Raw genomic sequence first — 18,266 nt, 5'->3', positions numbered from 1 at the left:
GGGACGTTCTGAAGTGGGCCGCGCGGGGACCATCCCCGCGCGTGCGGGGCAGACACTTCATGACCTGCGGTGTTGTTGTCGAGGAGTTGCCGAACAATCGGTCCGCCGCGAGCGTACCGGGCTGAGGCCGTGCCAGCCGAAGGTCACGGTCTACCAGCGCATGACCGGCGACCGTGACCGGGCCATCGCCGGCCGGATGGGCGGGATGGTCCAGAAAAAGCTGGAGAAGGGCGCCCCTCCGGAGCGATCTGGCACGGACGTGGCACAGGGCGACCAGCAGGACTGAAAGGCAAAGGCCCAGGTCGGAGGGATTCACCCTCTGGCCTGGGCCTTTTCTGCGTTCTGTGCTGTGCCCCAGGCAGGATTCGAACCTGCGACACCGGCTTTAGGAGAGCCGTGCTCTATCCCCTGAGCTACTGAGGCGGGGATGACCGCTGACAGCCTAGCGGATCGGCAGGCGGTGGAGTGGCCGGGCGGGGGTGGAGCGGACGGGCGGGCCGACGGTGGGTCAGGTCGTCCGGGTGGATCCCGGGGCCGGCTCTGGGGGCGGGCGGGGTGAGGGCGGGCCGCTCGGCGGGCGGGCCCGGTCGGTGTCGGGACCGGGTGTCTCCTCTTACCTACCCGTTGCCCGCCCGGCCCGGCCCGCCCGGTGTTCGTCGGGTAGGACGAGCGCACCGGGCCGGTGCCGCGTCGGCCCCGGATGCGTGCCCACGGGGGCCGGGCGACCATGGTGCACAGTGACCAGGTCGGGAGGACGAGCCCGTGAGCGAGCAGCCGACCGGCCGGAAGGCCCGGCGGAGGGCGCGGTGGAAGGTGCGGTCGGCGGAGCTGGCCGGATACGCGCGCGAGCTGCCCGTGCACGTGCCGATGGTGGGCAGGGCCGTGCGCCAGCTGCTCCGGGTCAACCTGCTGGACTGCGCGACCCGGCTGGCCGCCCAGGCCTTCCTCAGCGCGTTGCCCGCACTGTTCGTGGTGGCGGTCTTCACTCCGGCGGCGATCCGGGACGGCGTGGTGCAGTCGCTCCGCAAGGAGCTGGGTCTGCAGGGCGAGGCGGCGCAGTCGGTCCAGCAGCTGCTCGGGACCGGCCACGAGCAGGACGCCGGGTTCGGGGTCCTCGGCGCGCTGGTGACATTGCTGTCGGCGACGGCGCTGAGCCGGGCGATGCAGCGGGTCTGCGAGCGCTGCTGGGAGCTGCCGAAGTCGGGGACGAGGGTGGCGGCCTGGCGCTGGCTGGTCTGGCTGGCGGTCTGGCTGGTCACGCTGGTGCTGCAGACCCCGGTCCGGGACGGCTTCGGCCTGGGTGCCTGGCTGGGGATCCCGCTGACCTTCGTGGGCGGGACGGCGATCTGGTGGTGGACGCAGCACCTGCTGCTGGGCGCCCGGGTGCGCTGGCTCCCGCTGCTGCCGGGGTCGCTGCTCTGCGGGGCGGTGGTGGTGGGCCTGGGGGTGGCCTCGCGGGTCTACCTGCCGGGTGCGATGACCCGCAGCATCGGCCAGTTCGGGCCGTACGGGGTGGTCTTCACCGGGCTCTCCTGGCTGATCGTCATGTTCACCGGGCTGACGCTGGCGATCGCGCTGGGCCGGGTGGTGTCCGAGGAGGAGATGGTCGCGGAGCTGCTGGGATCGCGCACCGAGCCCGGTCACTGGGGCGGGGCACGGTTCTGAACCCGGGGCCCGGGGCGGAACGGGTGGCCCCGGGCGGAGCGGGTGGACCCCGGGCGGAGCGGGTGGGTCCCGCTCCGCCCGGGGTGTCGCTCAGAGGGTGCGGGTGAGCCGGGAGGCGATCGACGGCGGGTTCAGGTCGGCCTGGAGCAGCACGGGGACCTCGACCCGGTTGTCGCCGTCGCCCGAGCGCAGCACGCCGACCGGGTCGCCGGCCTTGGCCCGGTGGCCGACCTTCAGCGGGTCCAGCACGAGGGTCGCGGTGATGCCGGGGAAGCCGGCGACCGTGAGGTCCTTGCCCGCGACGACCGGGACGGTGCCGCCGAGGCCGTCCTCGACCCGGCCGATCACGTCGCCCTGCTTGGCGAGGCTCTGTCCGGTCAGCCCGTTCTGGGCGGCCTGGATCTGCTTGGCGCTGACGTTCTGGACCACCTTGAGGATGCTGGGTTCGGCGGTGGTCGCCGGCTGGCCCAGGGTGACGCCGAGGATCAGCCGCCGCACCCCGCCGATCTCCTTGTAGGCGGCCCACATCAGGCAGCCGCCGGCCGGGGTGCTGGAGCCGGTCTTGACGCCGATGATGCCGTTCTTCGGGGAGATCAGGGTGTTGGTGTTGGAGACCTTCTGGTTGTTGAAGGTGGTGTCCGGGGTCGAGACGATCTGCCGGAAGATCTCGTCCTGCATCACCTGCCCGGCCAGCTTGAGCTGGTCCTTGGCGGTGCTCTTGGTGTCCGGGCTGAAGCCCGCCGGGTCGGTGTAGGTCGTGTTGGTCATGCCGAACCTGGCGGCGGTGTCGTTCATCTTCTTGACGAACGCGTCCTCCGAGCCGGCGTCCCAGCGGGCCAGCAGCCGGGCCACGTTGTTGGCCGACGGCAGCATCAGCAGCTCCAGGGCCTGGTACTGGCTGAGCTGCTGGCCCTCGATCAGGGTGACCCTGGACTCGTCGACGTTGCCGGACTCCTGGGCGGCCTGCTTGTCGACGGTGATCTTCGGGCCGCTCTCGCCCTTCTTGAGCGGGTGCGACTGGAGGATCAGGTAGGCGTTCATGACCTTGGTGACGCTGGCGATCGAGGCCGGGGTCTCCGGTCCGGAGCTGCCCAGGCTGCCGACGCCGACCACCTCGGCGGCCGACTGGCCCTTGGCCGGCCAGGCCAGGTCGAGCGGGTCGCCGGCGAAGGTGAAGCCGCCCTGGGCGGTGAACTTCACCTTGCTGTCCGGCAGCGGGCGGAGCAGCTGGGCGGTCACCAGCGCGCCGAGGACGACGGCCAGGAAGAGGGTCCAGATGGTGATCCGCTTGAGGGCGCGGCGCAGCGGCGAGACCGGGCGGGCGCTGAGTGCGGCCAGCACCTCCATCGCCTCGGAGGTCGACTCCGGGGACGGCGCCGGCTGCGGTTCCGGGGCGCGGGCCGGCTCGGGAGCGGGGAGGGGTGCCGCGGTGGCAAGGGGTGCCGCGGTGGGGAGCGGCTCGGGCTTGGGCAGCGGCGGCGCGGGCGGTACCGGCCGCGGGTCGGGCGTGGGCAGCGGTTCGGGGGCCGGAGCGGGCCCGGGCTCGGGCTCGGGGACGGGCTCGGGCAGGGGTTCCGGCCCGGGGGTCGGCTCGGGTTCGGGGACGGGTCGCGGCGCCGGGTGCGGCTCGGGGACCGGCTCCGGCACGGGGGTCGGCTCGGGCAGCGGGCGCGGCGTCGGAGGCTCGGGGACGGTGCCCGTTCCGGGGGTGGTGCCCGTTCCGGGGGTGGTGCCGGAGCCGGGAACGGCCGGGGGCGCGGGGGCGCGGAAGGCTCGCAGGGCCCGGGTCCGCTCCGCGTGATCCGGCTTCTCGAACTTCTCCGCCGGCACGGGCCGCTCGGTCTCCGGGGCGGCGGGCGCGCTGTCATCGGCGGCCTCGGCGCCCGTCCGGATGGCGAGACGCGGGTCGGCCGCGGCCGGGCCAGGTGTCGACTCGGCCCGGTCCGGGCCGGCGCCGCTCCCGTCGGAGCCGTGCACCTCGACCGGCATGCGGAGCGCGGTGGTGGCGTCGTCCACGGGCAGCCTCAGGGCGGTGGTCGCCTCGTCCGAGGGCAGGCGCAGCATGGTCGTACGGGTGTCCGCATCCCGGACGCGGAGCTGCACGGTGGAGCCGGCCCGGGGCGTGCCCGGCGCTCCGGAGGCGGACCCGGAATCGCGCTCGGCGTCGGGCTCGGAGGCGGAGGCGGGCGCGGCGTCGGACTCAGCATCGGACGTGGTGTCGGACGCGGACGGGGACGCGGGCTCGACGTCGGCCCCGGGCGCCGGAACGGGCTCGCCCGACTCGGGTGCGGCCCCGGTCACGGTCGGCCCTGCGGCGCCGCCGGCACCGGTGCCGTCCACGCCCGCGGTGTCCACGGCGCCCTCCTCCGCGGCCGCGCCGGCACCGGTCCGTTCCCCGTCCCGTTCCCGCGTCCGCTCGCCGTCCCGCAGCACCCTGTCGGGGGACTCGCCCACGTAACCCAGCCTCCTCAACGCCCGGCGGGGCACCGGCAGACCCGATTTCGGGAAGCCGGTACCCCGCCCCGTGTACCTGTACAGTCTCCGCCACCGGCGACCGATTCCGGTCGCCCACACCCCGCCCGACCGGCGGTTATCACCGTGGCACGGCCGCACCGCGGCCTGTTCAACGGTCAGACGCCGGGCCCGCCACGGCCGGTTCCCCCGCTCGATCGCAAGGTCACGATTCGGAGGCGTACTCGACAAGCCCGTGTGAGAGGCGTCACGCTGTTTCCCATCCACGCGGGGAGGCTTGGATGGGCAAGAGCCGCAGAACTGTTCCCGAGGAGCTCTTGCTGCTCGCTTTGGACCCGGCCACGGGTACCACTGCGCAGCCGCAGACCCTCGACCTCGGACTAGCCGGGGCCCAGCTCGTCGAGCTGTCCCTGGCCGGACGGATCGTTCCGGAGGGAGACCGCATCGCCGTGGTGCTGCCACGGCCGACCGGCGACCCGACACTCGACCACGCGCTGGAGCTGCTGCGACGACGTGGCAGTCCGGTCCGCGCCGCGCACTGGATCGGCGGGCCCCGGCTGGGGCTTCGGCAGACCTACCTGGCGCACCTCGAACGGTGCGGCATGGTCACGGCCGTGCCGGGCCAGGTGTGCGGGGTGCTGCCGACGACGCGCTACCAGGCGTCCGACGACTGCACCAACGCCGCGATCAAACAGCGGCTGGACACCGCGATCCGCACCGGCGTGCCGCCGGACCCGCGGACGGCGGCGCTCGCCGCGCTCGCGCACTCGGTGGGCCTGGGCAAGCACCTCTATCCGGGCAACGAGGGCCGGTCCTCGCGGTCCCGGCTGCGCGACCTGATCCGGTACGACCCGCTGGGCGGGATGGTCGCGCACGCCGTGATGGACGTGCAGAACGGCCTGCCGAGCCAGCAGAACCGTTCCGCCCAGAGCGGCGGCGCGGCACCGGCCGCGAGCGGTGGCCGACCGGGCCAGCGCGCGGCGTCCGGGCGCGGGTCCGGCGGACGGGTCGCGGCCCCCCGCGTCGGCGTCCGCTGACACCACGGAACAGGTCCGGCCACCCGGGTGCGCCCGGCCGCCGGACCGGCACGCGAACCACCCGCGCGCAGGGATCACACCAGCGCGCAGAGCGGCGCTCGCCGCACCGCTCGCGCCGTACGGCGGCGCCGAGCAACCGGTAGTGAGAAGGGGCGGTCGCCCGCGACGGAAGTCGCCGGGCGACCGCCCCTCCGCCGTCCCCGTGGTCGGTCCGACCCCCACCCGGCCCGGCCCGAACCCCCGCAGAGCACCGCCCGCACCTCGGCCGCATATCGCCCCCGCACGTGCCACCAGCAACTGCGCGGCCCCGTGCCGCGTTCGCACCACGTCCGCACCGCCGTCGCAGCACCACCGGACCGGGCCGCGGAGCCGCCTTACCACTCCGGAGGGTCCGCTGTCTCACCGAAGCGCTTTTCCGATGATCTGTTCTACTGCGCTCCTGTGATTCCCCGGCGCCGACCTGATCCAAGGTGACATGCTGCTCAACGTCAGGGGGGTTGATCCCGATTTCCACAGTGTTCCGAGGACTGCCGTTCCAACGATCACCAGAAGTCCGACCGGAGGCCGACGTGTCCGCGAACATCAATCCCACGGTGCGCCGCCGGCGCCTCGGCTCGGAGCTGCGCAAGCTCCGCGAGGGGCTCAGCATGACGGCCGAGGAGGTCGCCGGCCGCCTGATGGTCTCCCAGTCGAAGATCAGCCGACTGGAGAACGGCCGCCGCTCCATCAGCCAGCGGGACGTCCGCGACCTCTGCGACGTCTACAACGTCACCGACGAGGCGATGCGGGCCAGCCTGATGGAGATGGCCCGGGAGTCCCGGCAGCGCGGCTGGTGGCACGACTTCAACGACATGCCGACCCCCTACAGCGTGTACATCGGCCTGGAGGCCGAGGCCTCCTCGATCCGCGCCTACGAGTCCTCCTTCGTCCCCGGACTCCTGCAGACCGAGCAGTACGCGCAAGCCGTGGTCGAGGGCACCCAGCCGGACACCGACGCGCTCTCCGTCCAGCGCCGGGTCCAGGTCCGGATGAAGCGCCAGGACCGCGTCCACGGCGAGAACCAGCTGGGCAGCCTCTGGACCGTCATAGACGAGGCGGTGCTCCGCCGGGAGGTCGGCAGCCGCGAGGTGATGGCCCACCAGCTGAAGCACATGCTGGAACTGAGCCAGCGCCCCAACATCACCATCCAGGTCATCCCGTTCGCGCACGGCGCCCACCCCGGCATGACCGGGACATTCTCCCTGCTCGAGTTCCCCGAGTCAGCCGATTCCACGGTTGTCTACTTCGAAGGGGTGACGAGCGATCTCTACCTGGAGAAGGAGGCCGACGTGCGCCGCTATACCAGTCTCTACGACCACCTGCGGGCGGCCGCGCTCGGGGTGGCGGAGAGCCGGTCACTGATAGCCACGATTGAAGAGGGATACCACGGATGAGCACCACCTTCGAGAACGGGACGACCTGGCACAAGAGCAGTCACAGCGGCGGCAACGGCGCCTGTGTGGAGATCCGGGTGCCCGCCGCCGGCGCGGTGGCGGTCCGGGACTCCAAGGACCCGGAGGGTCCGCAACTGCGGTTCTCCGCCGAGGCCTGGAGCGCCTTCGCCGCCGACGCCGGAGCCGGGGTGTTCGGCGGGTTCTGACCTCGCCCCGCACCGTTTCTCGGCCCAGGTGCCCGTAGCGGTGTCCGTCGCCCTCCCCCGGGGCGGCGGACACCGCTACGGGCATCTGAGCGTCCGGGGGCATGACCCCGTCAAGACCGGACGTGGCCGGCGGACCGGCCCAGGACCGGCGAGCGGACCGACCAGCGGGCGGGCGGCCTCAGCCCAGCACCGGGTAGCGGGCCGACCAGGCCGCGCCCTCCGGGGTCTGCGCGCTGTGCAGCTCCGGCCCGTGCATCAGTTCCAGGACGAAGTCGTCGGCCAGCTCCAGCAGCGCCCCGCGCCCCTCCAGGCCCGCCACCAGACCGGGCGGCAGCGCGGTGTCACCGTGCAGCACCCCCAGCAGGTTGCCGCAGATCGCACCGGTGGAGTCGCTGTCCCCCGAGTGGTTCACCGCCAGCAGCAGTCCGGACCGGACGTCGTGCGCGACCAGCGCGCAGTACACCCCGATCGCCAGCGCCTCCTCGGCGACCCAGCCCTCCCCCAGCGCCTCCACCCGTTCCGCGGACGGCTCCCCGGCCCGCACCGCGTCCAGCGCGGCCCGCAGCGCCGCCGTGGTCTCCTCGTGCCCCGGCCGCTCGGAGAGCAGGGCGAGCGCCAGGTGGACGCCCTCCTCCAGGGTGCCGCCCCGGACCACGGTCTGGACGATCACCGCCAGCGCACCGGCCGACAGGTAGCCGGTGGGGTGGCCGTGGGTCAGCACCGAGCACTCCACCGCCAGCTGGAACACCAGCCCCGGCTCCCAGGTGGTCAGCAGCCCGAACGGCGCAGCCCGCATCACCGTGCCGCACCCCTTGGAGTGCGGGTTCTTCGGCGCCTCCAGGGTGCCCAGCCGGTCGGCGTCCGGGCCGGAGAGCCCGGACAGGCAGGCCTGGCCGGGTGCCCGCTGCGCGTACAGCCACTCCTCCCGGCCCAGCCAGCCGAGGTCCGCCCGGCGTTCGTCCGGCCCCCAGTCCCGCTGGGTGACGGCCCAGCGCAGGTAGGCGCGGTGGACGTCGGTGGGCGGGTGCCAGCTGCCGGTGTCCCGCCGGATGTGGGCGCGGATCAGGCCGTCGACGGTGAACAGCACCATCTGGGTGTCGTCGGTGACCGCGCCCAGCCGCCCGTACGCCGGGACGTAGCCGGTCACACCGCGCGGGCCGTGCGCCGCGCGGATCTTCTCCAGCGAGTCGAACTCGATGCCGGCGCCGAGCGCGTCCCCGATCGCCCCGCCGAGCAGACAGCCCCGCACCCGACTGCGGAAGTCCTGTTGCTGTGCGCGTGACCACAGTGGCATCACGACGGGCGCCTTTCATCCGAAAGCGGGCGGACCGCGCGACGCACGGCCGGTCGCGCGCCCTCGCACTGTATTCGAAGGCCCGAACGGGTCGCCGGGCTCCCTGGAACACCAGCACTTCAACACGATGTTGCCGACCCGTCATGCCTCGTCCACGGGTCGCCTCCCGGAGCTGCCTACCGTCCCGGGCCATGACCACCTCCCGCACCCGCCTGACCGCAGCCGTCGCCCTGACCTGCGCTCTGACGCTCGGCACCCCGGTGCTCGCCGCCGCCGCGCCGGCCGGCTCCCCCGCCCCGGCCGCCGCCCACCACGGCGCCCGCGCCATCCCGTTCACCGCCGCCACCGCCACCCAGCAGGCTGACGGGAGCTTCAGCCTCACCTGGACCGCCCCCGGTGCCCGGAGCGTGACCGTCTACGCCGGCACCGGCCCGGAGGACATCCGCCACCGCAAGGCCGTCGCCGGGGGCGCCGGCAGCGCGACCGTGACGATCACCGGTCTGCCCGCCGCCGACCGCTGGTACTTCGAGCTCGTCCCCGACCGCGGCGCCCCGCTGGTGATCGCCGACCGCTCGCTGCACCTCGCCTCCGCGCCCAACTTCCGCGACGCGGGCGGCTACCGAACCGCCGACGGCCACTGGGTGCGGACGGGCGTCGTCTACCGCTCCGGCGACCTCTCCAAGCTCACCGACCAGGACCTCGCCAAGCTCCGCCGCCTCGGCGTCCGCACCGTCTTCGACCTGCGGACCCCCGCCGAGCAGAAGGCCGCCCCGGACCGCGTCCCGGCCGGCGCCACCACCGTCTCCGCCAACGTGCTCGGCGTCGCCGACACCGGCGCGTTCAACGTCACCACCCCGCAGGCCGCCGTCCAGGCCATGGTGGACGCCGAGCGCACCATGGTCTCCGCCGACAGCGCCCGGACCGCCTACCGCTCGGTGCTGAACTCCCTGGTCGAGCGGAACGACGAGAACGTCCTGTTCCACTGCACCGCCGGCAAGGACCGCACCGGCTGGGCCTCCGCCGCCCTGCTCACCGCGCTCGGCGTGCCGCGCGAGACCGTCGAGGCCGACTACCTGGCCAGCAACACCTACCGGGCCGCCGAGATCGCCGCCACCCTGGCCCAGCTGCCGCCCGCCTACCAGGCGGTCTACAAGCCGCTGCTGGACGTGCGGCCCGAGTACCTGAACGCCGGCTTCGACGAGGTGCGGAAGCGGTTCGGCTCCTTCGACGGCTACCTGAGGTCCGGCCTCGGCCTGGACCAGCGGGACCTGCGCGACCTGCGCAGCCAGCTGCTCGTCGGCTGAGACCGGACCCCCGGCCCGCGCGTCAGTCCACCAGCGGCAGCAGCTCCGGCAGGTGCCCGTCCGAGGCGAGCGCGGCGGCCAGCCGCTCGGCCGGCACCTCGCCGTAGGTGGTGGTGCGCTGCCGGTGCGGGCGGCCCGCCGCCTCGGCGATCGCCTGCAGGTCCCGGACCGACTTGTAGCTGCCGTACGCCGAGCCGGCCATCCGCGAGATGGTCTCCTCCATCAGCGTGCCGCCCAGGTCGTTGGCGCCGGAGCGGAGCATCTCGGCCGCGCCCTCGGCGCCCAGCTTCACCCAGCTGGTCTGGACGTTGCGGATGTGCGGGTGGAGCAGCAGCCGGGCCATCGCGACCACCGCCCGGTTGTCCCGGGCGGTGGGGCCCGGCCGGGCGATGCCGGCCAGGTAGACCGGGGCGTTGGTGTGGATGAACGGCAGCGTCACGAACTCCGTGAAGCCGCCGGTGCGCTGCTGGATCCCGGCGAGCAGCCGCAGGTGGCCGAGCCAGTGCGCCGGGGTGTCCACGTGCCCGTACATCATCGTGGACGAGGAGCGGATGCCCAGCTCGTGCGCGGTGGTGACGACCTCCACCCAGGTCGCGGCCGGCAGCTTGCCCTTGGTGAGCACCCAGCGGACCTCGTCGTCCAGGATCTCGGCGGCCGTGCCCGGGATGGTGTCCAGGCCGGACTCCTTGGCCCGCTGCAGCCAGTCGCGGATCGAGAGGCCGGTCCGGGTGGCGCCGTTGACCACCTCCATCGGCGAGAAGGCGTGCACGTGGATGCCGGGGACCCGCTCCTTCACCGCGCGCGCGATGTCGAAGTAGGCGGTGCCGGGCAGATCCGGGTGGATGCCGCCCTGCATGCAGACCTCGGTGGCACCCACCTCCCAGGCCTGCGCGGCCCGGTCGGCCACCTGGTCCAGCGAGAGGCTGTACGCGTCCGCGTCGGTGCGGCGCTGGGCGAAGGCGCAGAACCGGCAGCCGGTGTAGCAGACGTTGGTGAAGTTGATGTTCCGGGTGACGCAGTAGGTGACCTCGTCCCCGACCGCGTCGCGGCGCACCGCGTCGGCGATCCGGCAGAGCGCGTCCAGCGCCGGGCCGTCCGCGTGGAACAGGGCCAGCGCCTGCTCGTCCGTCAGCTTCTCCGGGTCGTCGGCGGCCACCGCCAGCGCCGCCCGGACGTCGCCGTCGAGGCGCTCCGGCGCCCCGCCGGGCCCCGGGACACCGGCGGCCTGCTCGCGCAGCACCTCCCAGTCGCCGTAGACGTCCTCGAAGTCGGCCCGGCGGTCGCCGGTCCGGCCCTCGGTGTCGATCGCGCTGTGCAGGTCGGTGCGCCCGTACGACTCCGGCAGGTCCTCCGGCTCCTGCCAGGGGTGCCCGGTGACCACCGCGTCCGGGCGGGCCAGACCGGTCTCCGGGTCGGCGAGCGCCCGGACGTGCGGCAGCACCCGCGGGTCCAGCCAGGGCTCGCCGTGCCGCACGTACTCGGGGTAGACGGCGAGGCGCTCGCGCAGCTCGAAGCCGGCCGCCGCCGACTGCTCGGCGAGCCGGTCGATCTGCGGCCAGGGGCGCTCGGGGTTGACGTGGTCGGGGGTCAGCGGCGAGACGCCGCCCCAGTCGTCGATGCCGGCCCCGATCAGCCGCTCGTACTCGCCGTCCACCAGGTTCGGCGGGGCCTGCAGGCAGGCGGAGGGGCCCATGATGTGCCGGGCCACCGCGACGGTGGCGACCAGCTCGTCCAGCTCCGCGTCCGGCATGCCGCGCATCGCGGTGTCCGGCTTGGCGCGGAAGTTCTGCAGGATCAGCTCCTGGATGCCGTGGTACGCCCGGGAGACGCGGCGCAGCGCGAACAGCGACTCGGCGCGCTCCTCGTACGTCTCGCCGATGCCGATCAGCAGGCCGCTGGTGAAGGGGACCGAGCTGCGGCCGGCGTCCTCCAGCACCCGCAGCCGGACGGCCGGCTCCTTGTCGGGCGAGCCGTGGTGCGGGCCGCCGGGCTCGCTCCAGAGCCGGGTGGCGGTGGTCTCCAGCATCATGCCCATCGAGGCCGAGACCGGCTTCAGGCGCTGGAAGTCGGTCCAGCTCAGCACCCCGGGGTTGAGGTGCGGGAGCAGCCCGGTCTCCTCCAGGATGCGGATCGACATCGCGCGGACGTAGGCGATGGTGTCGTCGTAGCCGTGCGCGTCGAGCCACTCGCGCGCCTCCGGCCAGCGGTCCTCGGGCTTGTCGCCGAGGGTGATCAGCGCTTCCTTGCAGCCGAGCTCGGCGCCCCGGCGGGCGACCTCCAGCACCTCGTCCGGGGACATGAACATCCCGTGGCCGGCCCGGCGGAGCTTGCCGGGGACGGTCACGAAGGTGCAGTAGTGGCACTTGTCCCGGCAGAGCCGGGTGAGCGGGATGAACACGCTCCTGGAGTAGGTGATGACGCCGGGACGGCCGGCCGCTTCGAGGCCCGCGTCGCGCACCCGGGCGGCGCTCGCGCACAGGTCGCGCAGGTCCTCGCCCCTGGCCCGGAGGAGTACCGCCGCCTCGGTCGCGTCCAGCGCGACACCGTCCCGGGCCCGGCGCAGGGCTCGCCGCATCGCGTTCGCGGTCGGGATGTTGGTTGCGTCCATGCCCGCGACCCTACGCCAGTTCTCGTACGTTCCTCGTACGTTCGGAGGAGCCGACCCTGAGGTGCGATCAGGGTCGGCTGCTCCGCGAGACCGACCCGGATCTGGCCCTGCAGGGCGATGACGGGAACGGCCCGCGGCCGTCTAATGGAGACACAGGGACAGTCGGTCACTGACGGAGGGGTTGGACGTGATGACGGACGACAGGACGACCGCGGCGGGTGGTTCGGCGGACGGGGTCCGGGGCGGACTCCGGGAGGGCGTGCCGTACCGGTCCGGCCGCCGGACGATGATCCGGGTGGCGGTGCCGCTGGCGGTGGTCGCGACGATCGCCGCCGGGGTGGGGCTGGTACCGGCGCTGGCGGACTCCTCGCCCCCGGACCTCCCCGCACTGACGGCGGAACAGGTGGTGGCGAAGGCGCTCGGCTCGCAGGCCGAGACGCTCTCCGGCACCGTGTCGGTCTCGGCCGACCTGGGCGTGCCGAGCCAGCTGCTCGGCGCGGCGGCCGGCGGGATCGGCTCGGGCGGCCCCGGCGGCGGCAAGCCGTCCGGAGCCTCGCCGGAGTCCAAGCTCACCGGCCTGCTGGGCGGCGAGCACACCCTGCGGGTCGCGGTGGACGGTCCGGACAAGCAGCGGGTCGGCCTCCTGGAGCACCTCTCCGGGTACGAGCTGGTCCGCAACGGCGACCAGGCCTGGGCCTGGGACAGCTCCACCAACGAGGCGGTCCACCTGAGCGGGGTCGGGTCCGACGGCCGGACCGGCCGCCCGGGCGCCGGCCACGAGGAGAAGGCACCGCTGACCGGGGTGCCGACCACCCCGCAGGAGGCGGCCCGGCAGTTCCTCACCGCGGGCGCGGGCACCACCGCCGTGACCGTGGACGGCACCGCGAGCGTGGCCGGGCAGAAGGCGTACCAGCTGAGCGTGAAACCCACCCAGCCCGGCTCGACCATCGGCGAGGTGCGGATCGCGGTGGCCGCCGACAACGGCGTGCCGCTGGCCGTGGTGGTCAAGGGTTCCGACGGCGGCACCGTGCTGGACGTCCACTTCACGGACGTGTCGTTCGCCAAGCCCGCGGCCAAGACCTTCGAGTTCACCGTGCCCAAGGGCGCCAAGGTGACGGAGCAGAAGGCGCCGGAGGCTCGGGCGGCCGACGGCGCGAAGGCCGAGGTCTCCCCGGAGGCCGCGGCCGCCGCGGAGGGTCTGAACGTGGTCGGCGAGGGCTGGACGGCGGTGCTCTCCACCAAGCTGCCCAGCGGTGACGTGTTCGTCCCGGCCGAGGGCAGGGGCCCGCGCGGCAAGGGCGGGCACGGCCCGGGCGCCGGCGAGGGCAAGGCGCAGAACCCGCTGGCGCTGGTCAAGTCGCTCGGCAAGCCGGTCGAGGGCGGCTCGCTGATCAGCACCAAGGTGCTGAACGTGCTGGTCACCGACGACGGCCGGGTCTTCGCGGGCGCGGTGACCCTGCCGGTGCTGCAGAGTGCGGCCGGGGTGAAGTAAGTGACCCAGGCTCCGGTAACGGGGGACGTTACGGAGCCGGCCGGGGGCCGGGGCGCGATCACGCGCCCGGCCCCCGTTGCCGCTTCGCCCGCCCCGACCTCCCCGTCCTCCTCCTCGTCCGCGTCTTCCCCGTCCTCCGACGACGTGATCAGAACCAGAGGGTTGACCAAGCGGTTCCGCGGCGGCCAGCTCGCCGTGGACGGGCTGGACCTGACCGTCCCCCGGGGCTCGGTCTTCGGCTTCCTCGGGCCCAACGGTTCCGGCAAGACCACCACGATCCGGATGCTGATGGGCCTGATCGCCCCCAGTTCCGGCGTGGCGACCGTGCTCGGCGAGTCGATGCCGCAGTCGGTCTCCACCGTGCTCCCCCGGGTCGGCGCGCTCATCGAGGGGCCGGCGCTGTACGGCTTCCTCTCCGGCCGGGACAACCTGGCCCGGTTCGACGCCGCCGATCCGACCGCCGACCCGCGCACCCGGCAGCAGCGGGTGACCGAGGCCCTGGACCGGGTCGGGCTGACCGCCGCCGCCGGCAAGAAGGCCCGGGCCTACTCGCTGGGCATGAAGCAGCGGCTCGGCCTCGCGTCGGCCCTGCTCCAGCCGCGCGAACTGCTCGTCCTGGACGAACCGACCAACGGCCTGGACCCGCAGGGCATGCGGGAGATCCGGGCGCTGATCCGGGAGGTCGCGGCGGAGGGGACGACGGTCTTCCTCTCCTCGCACCTGCTGGACGAGATCGAGCAGGTCTGCACGCACGCCGCGGTGATGTCGCGCGGCCGGCTGGTGGTGCAGGGCACCGTCGCCGAGCTCGCCGCCCGGGCCCGCGGCCGACTGGTGGTCCGGACCCCGGACGCCCACCGGGCCGCGGAGGTGCTGCTCGCCCACAAGGTCACCGAGGTCCAGGTCGGCGAGGAGCGGGTCGACGCCGAGCTCGGCACCCTGGCCGAGGACGCGCTGCCCGGGCTCTGTGCGGCGCTGGTCGCGGCCGAGGTGCGGATCCACGGCTTCGGGGTGGAACGGGGCACGTTGGAGGACGCCTTCGTGGCGCTGACCGGGGAGGGCTTCGATGTCGCGGGCTGAGGCGCTGGAGACGGCCGGGGCTGCCCGGACGGCGGCGGCCGGAACCGGGGCCGCGGTGCCGGGGCGCAGGGCGCAGACGACGGCCGGGTTCCTGGCGCTGTTCCGCAGCGAACTGGTGCTGACCTTCCGCCGGGTGCGGACCATCGTGCTGCTGGGGATCCTGGCCGTGCTGCCGGTCCTGATCGGCACGGTCGTCAAGATCGAGACGGACGGGGCGCAGGGCGGCGAGGGTCCGGCCTTCATCGCACAGGTCACCCAGAACGGCCTGTTCCTGGTGTTCACGGCGCTCGCCGTGGCGCTGCCCGTCTTCCTGCCGATGACGGTCGGCGTGGTCGCCGGGGACTCGGTGGCCGGCGAGTCGGCCACCGGCACCCTGCGCTACCTGCTGGTCGCCCCGGCCGGGCGGACCAGGCTGCTGGCCGCCAAGTTCACCGCCGGGCTGGCCTTCTGCCTGGCGGCCACCGCGACGGTGGCACTGGCGGCGGTGATCACCGGGGCGGCGCTGTTCCCGGTCGGCGACGTCACGCTGATCTCCGGGGAGACCATCGGGCTGGGCTCGGCACTGCTGCGGGCGGTCCTGGTGGCCCTGGTGGTGGCCGCCTCGCTGGCCGGGCTGGTCGCGATCGGCCTGTTCGTCTCGACGCTCACCGGCAGCGGCATCGCCGCGATGGCGGCCACCGTCGGACTGGTGATCACCGTGCAGATCCTGGACAGCTTCCCGCAGCTGCACGCGATCCAGCCGTTCCTCTTCACCCACCACTGGCTCACCTTCGGCGACCTGCTGAGGGAGCCGATGTACTGGGACGGGGTCCTGAAGAACCTCGGGCTGCAGGCCGCCTACGTGGCGGTGTTCGGTTCGGCGGCGTGGTCCCGGTTCACCGCGCGGGACATCACGGCCTGAGCCGGTCCGGGGCGCTCGACGAGGCGGCGGCCCGGACGGGGCCGCCGCGGTGCGGTCAGCGGGTGGCGGCCCGGGCGGGTTCGGTGGTCGGCGCCGTGCCGGGGGGCACGGCGTCGACAGGGGTCGCCGCCGTCCGGGCACGGTCGGCGGCCCGGTCCGCCCGGACCCGCCGCAGCGCGTCCCAGGTGAGCACCGCGAGCGCGGCCCACACCAGGGCGAAGCCCGCCCAGCGGGCGGGCGGCATCGACTCGTGGAAGACGGCGACGCCGATCAGGAACTGGAACACCGGTGCCAGGTACTGCAGCAGCCCGAGCATGGTCAGCGGCACCCGGACCGCCGCCGCGCCGAAGCAGAGCAGCGGGATCGCGGTGATCACCCCGCTGAGCACCAGCAGCCCCGAGTGGCCCCAGCCGTACGAGCCGGCCACCGTGTGGCCCAGGGTGCCGCGGCCGGTGGCCTGCAGGTAGACCAGGTAGCCGAGCGCGAAGGGGAACATGAAGGCGCTCTCGGCCGCCAGGCTCTCCAGCCCGCTCAGCCCGACCGTCTTCTTCAGCAGGCCGTAGGTGGCGAAGGAGAGCGCCAGGGTCAGCGCGATCCACGGCAGCCGCCCGTAGCCGATGGTCAGCACCGCCACCGCGAGCGCACCGATCCCCACCGCCACCCACTGCGCCCGGCGCAACCGCTCCTTGAGCACCAGGACGCCGAAGGCGATGGTGACCAGCGGGTTGATGAAGTAGCCGAGGCTGGTCTCCACCACGTGGCCGGCGTTGACGGCCCAGATGTAGACGCCCCAGTTGACCGAGATCACCACGGCGGCCCCGCCCAGCATGGCGAGCCGGCGGGGTTGGCGCAGCAGCGGGCGTATCCAGCCCCAGTGCCGCTGGACGAGCAGCAGCAGCGCCACCGCGACCAGTGACCAGACCATCCGGTTGGCCAGGATGTCGTCGGCGGCGCCGGGCTCCAGCAGCGGCCAGAACAGCGGGAAGAGCCCCCATATGCCGTACGCCGCGACGCCGAACCAGAGCCCTCGGCCGGCCTCCTGCTGGGTTGTCTCTGGCATGGACCGCCTGCCCTCCGCGCGCACCTGTGTCGAGGCGACGGTAGCGGGCGCCGGGGCAGGCTGTCATCTCCGTATCCGGATTTTGGTCATGACAGGCGTTGCGGCTCGACCACCGTGGCGGAACTCCGCCGGTGGGCGCCCCGGCCGGATGCCTCCGAAGCGGAGATGGCGGCAGAGCCGGGCGCGGGGCGGGCGCGAGCGCGACGGCGGGCACTGGCGAGCACTGGCGAACGCGGTCGGGTGCGAGTCGAGCGCGGGTCGAGCGCGGGTTGGGCGGGGGTTCGGCGCCTCAGGCGCCGAGGGCCGCCTTCACGCTCTCCGCCAGCGGGGCGGTCGGACGGCCGATCAGCCGGGCCAGGTCGCCCGGGGTGCCGGCCAGCTCGCCGCGCGCGATGCCGGCGTCCACGTCGACCAGGATCCCCGCGAAGCCCTCCGGCAGACCGGCGCCGACCAGCACCGCGAGGTGCTCGGCCGGGGCCACGTCACGGTGCGCGACCGGCTTGCCCGAGGCCTGCGCCAGCTCGGCGGCCAGCTCCGGGAGGCTCCAGGCGACGTCGCCGCTGAGCTCGTACACCGCGTTCTCGTGCCCCTCGCCGGTGAGGACCGCCACCGCCGCGTCGGCGTAGTCCCGGCGCGGCGCCGAGGCGATCCGCCCCTCGCCGGCGCTGCCGACCACCACGCCGCGCTCGACCGTGCCGGCCGCGTCGCCGAGGTAGTTCTCGGTGTACCAGCCGTTGCGGAGGAGGGCGTAGGGCAGCCCGGACTCGCGGATGACCGCCTCGGTGGCCTTGTGCTCGTCGGCCAGCTTGAAGGTGGCCACGCCCGGCGCACTGGTGTAGGCGAACAGCGCGACACCGGCGGCGCGCGCCACCTCGACCACGGCGGTGTGCTGCGGGATCCGGCTGCCGATCTCGCTGCCCGAGATCAGCAGCACCCGGTCGCCGGCCCCGAAGGCGCCCTCCAGGCTCTCCGGCCGGCCGTAGTCGACCACGCGGACGGTCACGCCGCGCTCGGCGAGGTCGGCGGCCTTCTCCGCGGAACGGACGGCCACCGCCACCTCGCTCGCGGGCACCTTGGCCAACAGGCCCTCGACGACCAGGCGGCCGAGCTGTCCGGTGGCTCCGGTGACGACGTACATGATGTTGCTCCCTGTGGTGGTTGTCCGTTGAACTTCCCTCTTCGACACTCACTCTAGGAGCAGCACTAACCTTTCGAAAGTACGCACTTCAAAGTATGGTACTGACATGCAGGTAATGAACCCCGCCGGCTCCCCGGCCGCAGCCGAACCACCCGCCGCGCCGCCCTGCGCCCTGCCCCTGCCCGACGTCTTCGACCGCATGTGCCCGTCCCGGGGCGTGCTGGAGCACGTCACCAGCCGCTGGGGCGTCCTGGTGCTGGGAGCGCTCGACGAACGCGGCTACCGCTTCAGCGAGCTGCGCCGCCGGATCTCCGGGGTGAGCGAGAAGATGCTCGCGCAGACCCTGCAGACCCTGGAGCGCGACGGCTTCGTGCTGCGAGAGGCGCACCCGGTCATCCCGCCCCGGGTCGACTACAGCCTCACCCCGCTCGGCAGGGAGGCCGCCCGGCTGGTCGCGACCCTGGCGCACTGGTCGGAGGCGCGGGTCGGCGCCGTCCTGGCCGCCCGCGACGAGTACGACGCACGCGGCCGCTGAGGCGGGCCGGGCGTCCTCCCCGGCCGCGCCCGGCGATCGACCGG

General features: G+C 73.9%; 15 protein-coding genes and 1 tRNA gene. 10 read left to right on the top strand and 6 right to left on the bottom strand.

The window, feature by feature from the left end; genetic code table 11:
- Positions 1 to 160: 160 nt before the first annotated feature.
- The gene (locus tag AC067J_RS22010) at positions 161 to 286 is read left to right on the top strand and encodes a hypothetical protein (RefSeq protein WP_478301653.1); all 126 of its coding nucleotides are present in this window, start codon (positions 161 to 163) and stop codon (positions 284 to 286) included.
- Between the two features lie 64 nt (positions 287 to 350).
- Here AC067J_RS22010 and AC067J_RS22005 read toward each other — a convergent pair.
- Positions 351 to 423, bottom strand: a tRNA-Arg gene (locus tag AC067J_RS22005).
- Positions 424 to 762: 339 nt separating this feature from the next.
- Here AC067J_RS22005 and AC067J_RS22000 point away from each other — a divergent pair.
- Positions 763 to 1,665 carry a YhjD/YihY/BrkB family envelope integrity protein gene (locus AC067J_RS22000; RefSeq protein WP_478301651.1) on the top strand — a complete coding sequence of 301 codons (903 nt, stop codon included), beginning with the start codon at positions 763 to 765 and terminating at the stop codon, positions 1,663 to 1,665.
- Between the two features lie 90 nt (positions 1,666 to 1,755).
- Here the strand turns inward: AC067J_RS22000 and AC067J_RS21995 are convergent, their stop codons facing one another.
- Positions 1,756 to 4,119 carry a hypothetical protein gene (locus AC067J_RS21995; protein WP_478301649.1) on the bottom strand — a complete coding sequence of 788 codons (2,364 nt, stop codon included), beginning with the start codon at positions 4,117 to 4,119 and terminating at the stop codon, positions 1,756 to 1,758.
- Between the two features lie 299 nt (positions 4,120 to 4,418).
- Between AC067J_RS21995 and AC067J_RS21990 the strand changes: the two genes are divergently transcribed.
- The 3 genes from AC067J_RS21990 to AC067J_RS21980 all read left to right on the top strand — a co-directional run bounded on the left by AC067J_RS21990 (position 4,419) and on the right by AC067J_RS21980 (position 6,813).
- The gene (locus AC067J_RS21990; protein ID WP_478301646.1) at positions 4,419 to 5,174 is read left to right on the top strand and encodes a GOLPH3/VPS74 family protein; all 756 of its coding nucleotides are present in this window, start codon (positions 4,419 to 4,421) and stop codon (positions 5,172 to 5,174) included.
- Positions 5,175 to 5,743: 569 nt separating this feature from the next.
- Positions 5,744 to 6,607 (top strand): helix-turn-helix domain-containing protein, encoded by an 864-nt coding sequence (locus AC067J_RS21985; RefSeq protein ID WP_478301644.1) that lies wholly within the window; start codon positions 5,744 to 5,746, stop codon positions 6,605 to 6,607.
- On the top strand, positions 6,604 to 6,813 hold the full coding sequence (locus AC067J_RS21980) for a DUF397 domain-containing protein (RefSeq protein WP_478301642.1): 210 nt from the start codon (positions 6,604 to 6,606) through the stop codon (positions 6,811 to 6,813). The genes AC067J_RS21985 and AC067J_RS21980 overlap by 4 nt, the downstream gene beginning before the upstream one ends.
- A 178-nt stretch (positions 6,814 to 6,991) precedes the next feature.
- Here AC067J_RS21980 and AC067J_RS21975 read toward each other — a convergent pair whose 3' ends face one another.
- The gene (locus AC067J_RS21975; protein WP_478301640.1) at positions 6,992 to 8,107 is read right to left on the bottom strand and encodes an ADP-ribosylglycohydrolase family protein; all 1,116 of its coding nucleotides are present in this window, start codon (positions 8,105 to 8,107) and stop codon (positions 6,992 to 6,994) included.
- 191 nt (positions 8,108 to 8,298) lie between these two features.
- Between AC067J_RS21975 and AC067J_RS21970 the strand changes: the two genes are divergently transcribed.
- On the top strand, positions 8,299 to 9,411 hold the full coding sequence (locus AC067J_RS21970; RefSeq protein ID WP_478301638.1) for a tyrosine-protein phosphatase: 1,113 nt from the start codon (positions 8,299 to 8,301) through the stop codon (positions 9,409 to 9,411).
- 22 nt (positions 9,412 to 9,433) lie between these two features.
- On the opposite strand, the gene AC067J_RS21965 is transcribed toward AC067J_RS21970, so the two are convergent.
- Positions 9,434 to 12,019 carry a bifunctional FO biosynthesis protein CofGH gene (locus tag AC067J_RS21965; RefSeq protein WP_478301636.1) on the bottom strand — a complete coding sequence of 862 codons (2,586 nt, stop codon included), beginning with the start codon at positions 12,017 to 12,019 and terminating at the stop codon, positions 9,434 to 9,436.
- A 190-nt stretch (positions 12,020 to 12,209) separates the two neighbouring features.
- Here AC067J_RS21965 and AC067J_RS21960 point away from each other — a divergent pair, with 190 nt between their 5' ends.
- Genes AC067J_RS21960 through AC067J_RS21950 form a run of 3 tightly spaced genes read left to right on the top strand, consistent with a single transcriptional unit; the run spans position 12,210 to position 15,489 of the window.
- Positions 12,210 to 13,511 (top strand): LolA family protein, encoded by a 1,302-nt coding sequence (locus tag AC067J_RS21960; RefSeq protein ID WP_478301635.1) that lies wholly within the window; start codon positions 12,210 to 12,212, stop codon positions 13,509 to 13,511.
- A gap of 57 nt (positions 13,512 to 13,568) precedes the next feature.
- Positions 13,569 to 14,588, top strand: a complete 1,020-nt coding sequence (locus tag AC067J_RS21955; RefSeq protein ID WP_478301814.1) for an ABC transporter ATP-binding protein — start codon at positions 13,569 to 13,571, stop codon at positions 14,586 to 14,588.
- Positions 14,575 to 15,489 carry an ABC transporter permease gene (locus tag AC067J_RS21950; protein ID WP_478301633.1) on the top strand — a complete coding sequence of 305 codons (915 nt, stop codon included), beginning with the start codon at positions 14,575 to 14,577 and terminating at the stop codon, positions 15,487 to 15,489. Before AC067J_RS21955 ends, AC067J_RS21950 begins: the two co-directional genes overlap by 14 nt.
- Positions 15,490 to 15,544: 55 nt before the next feature.
- Here the strand turns inward: AC067J_RS21950 and rarD are convergent, their stop codons facing one another.
- The gene (gene rarD, locus AC067J_RS21945) at positions 15,545 to 16,549 is read right to left on the bottom strand and encodes an EamA family transporter RarD (RefSeq protein WP_478301631.1); all 1,005 of its coding nucleotides are present in this window, start codon (positions 16,547 to 16,549) and stop codon (positions 15,545 to 15,547) included.
- 289 nt (positions 16,550 to 16,838) lie between these two features.
- Entirely contained in the window at positions 16,839 to 17,690 is an 852-nt protein-coding gene (locus AC067J_RS21940; protein WP_478301812.1) for an SDR family oxidoreductase, read from the bottom strand.
- 196 nt (positions 17,691 to 17,886) lie between these two features.
- Between AC067J_RS21940 and AC067J_RS21935 the strand changes: the two genes are divergently transcribed.
- Positions 17,887 to 18,222, top strand: coding sequence for a winged helix-turn-helix transcriptional regulator (locus AC067J_RS21935; protein WP_478301810.1), 336 nt, complete (start codon positions 17,887 to 17,889; stop codon positions 18,220 to 18,222).
- Positions 18,223 to 18,266: the final 44 nt, after the last annotated feature.

The sequence above is a fragment of the Kitasatospora sp. NPDC042419 genome, from assembly GCF_056437345.1.
The sequence above is the reverse complement of the archived record's forward strand: the minus strand, read 5'-3'. Positions and strand labels throughout refer to the sequence as shown.

Coding starts and splice junctions, on each gene's coding strand:
- AC067J_RS21950 (WP_478301633.1), top strand. CDS start 14,575: ATGTCGCGGGCTGAGGCGCTGGAGACGGCCGGGGCTGCCCGGACGGCG.
- AC067J_RS21975 (WP_478301640.1), bottom strand. CDS start 8,107: ATGCCACTGTGGTCACGCGCACAGCAACAGGACTTCCGCAGTCGGGTG.
- AC067J_RS21935 (WP_478301810.1), top strand. CDS start 17,887: ATGTGCCCGTCCCGGGGCGTGCTGGAGCACGTCACCAGCCGCTGGGGC.
- AC067J_RS22010 (WP_478301653.1), top strand. CDS start 161: ATGACCGGCGACCGTGACCGGGCCATCGCCGGCCGGATGGGCGGGATG.
- AC067J_RS21990 (WP_478301646.1), top strand. CDS start 4,419: ATGGGCAAGAGCCGCAGAACTGTTCCCGAGGAGCTCTTGCTGCTCGCT.
- AC067J_RS21970 (WP_478301638.1), top strand. CDS start 8,299: ATGACCACCTCCCGCACCCGCCTGACCGCAGCCGTCGCCCTGACCTGC.
- AC067J_RS21980 (WP_478301642.1), top strand. CDS start 6,604: ATGAGCACCACCTTCGAGAACGGGACGACCTGGCACAAGAGCAGTCAC.
- AC067J_RS21960 (WP_478301635.1), top strand. CDS start 12,210: ATGACGGACGACAGGACGACCGCGGCGGGTGGTTCGGCGGACGGGGTC.
- AC067J_RS21965 (WP_478301636.1), bottom strand. CDS start 12,019: ATGGACGCAACCAACATCCCGACCGCGAACGCGATGCGGCGAGCCCTG.
- rarD (WP_478301631.1), bottom strand. CDS start 16,549: ATGCCAGAGACAACCCAGCAGGAGGCCGGCCGAGGGCTCTGGTTCGGC.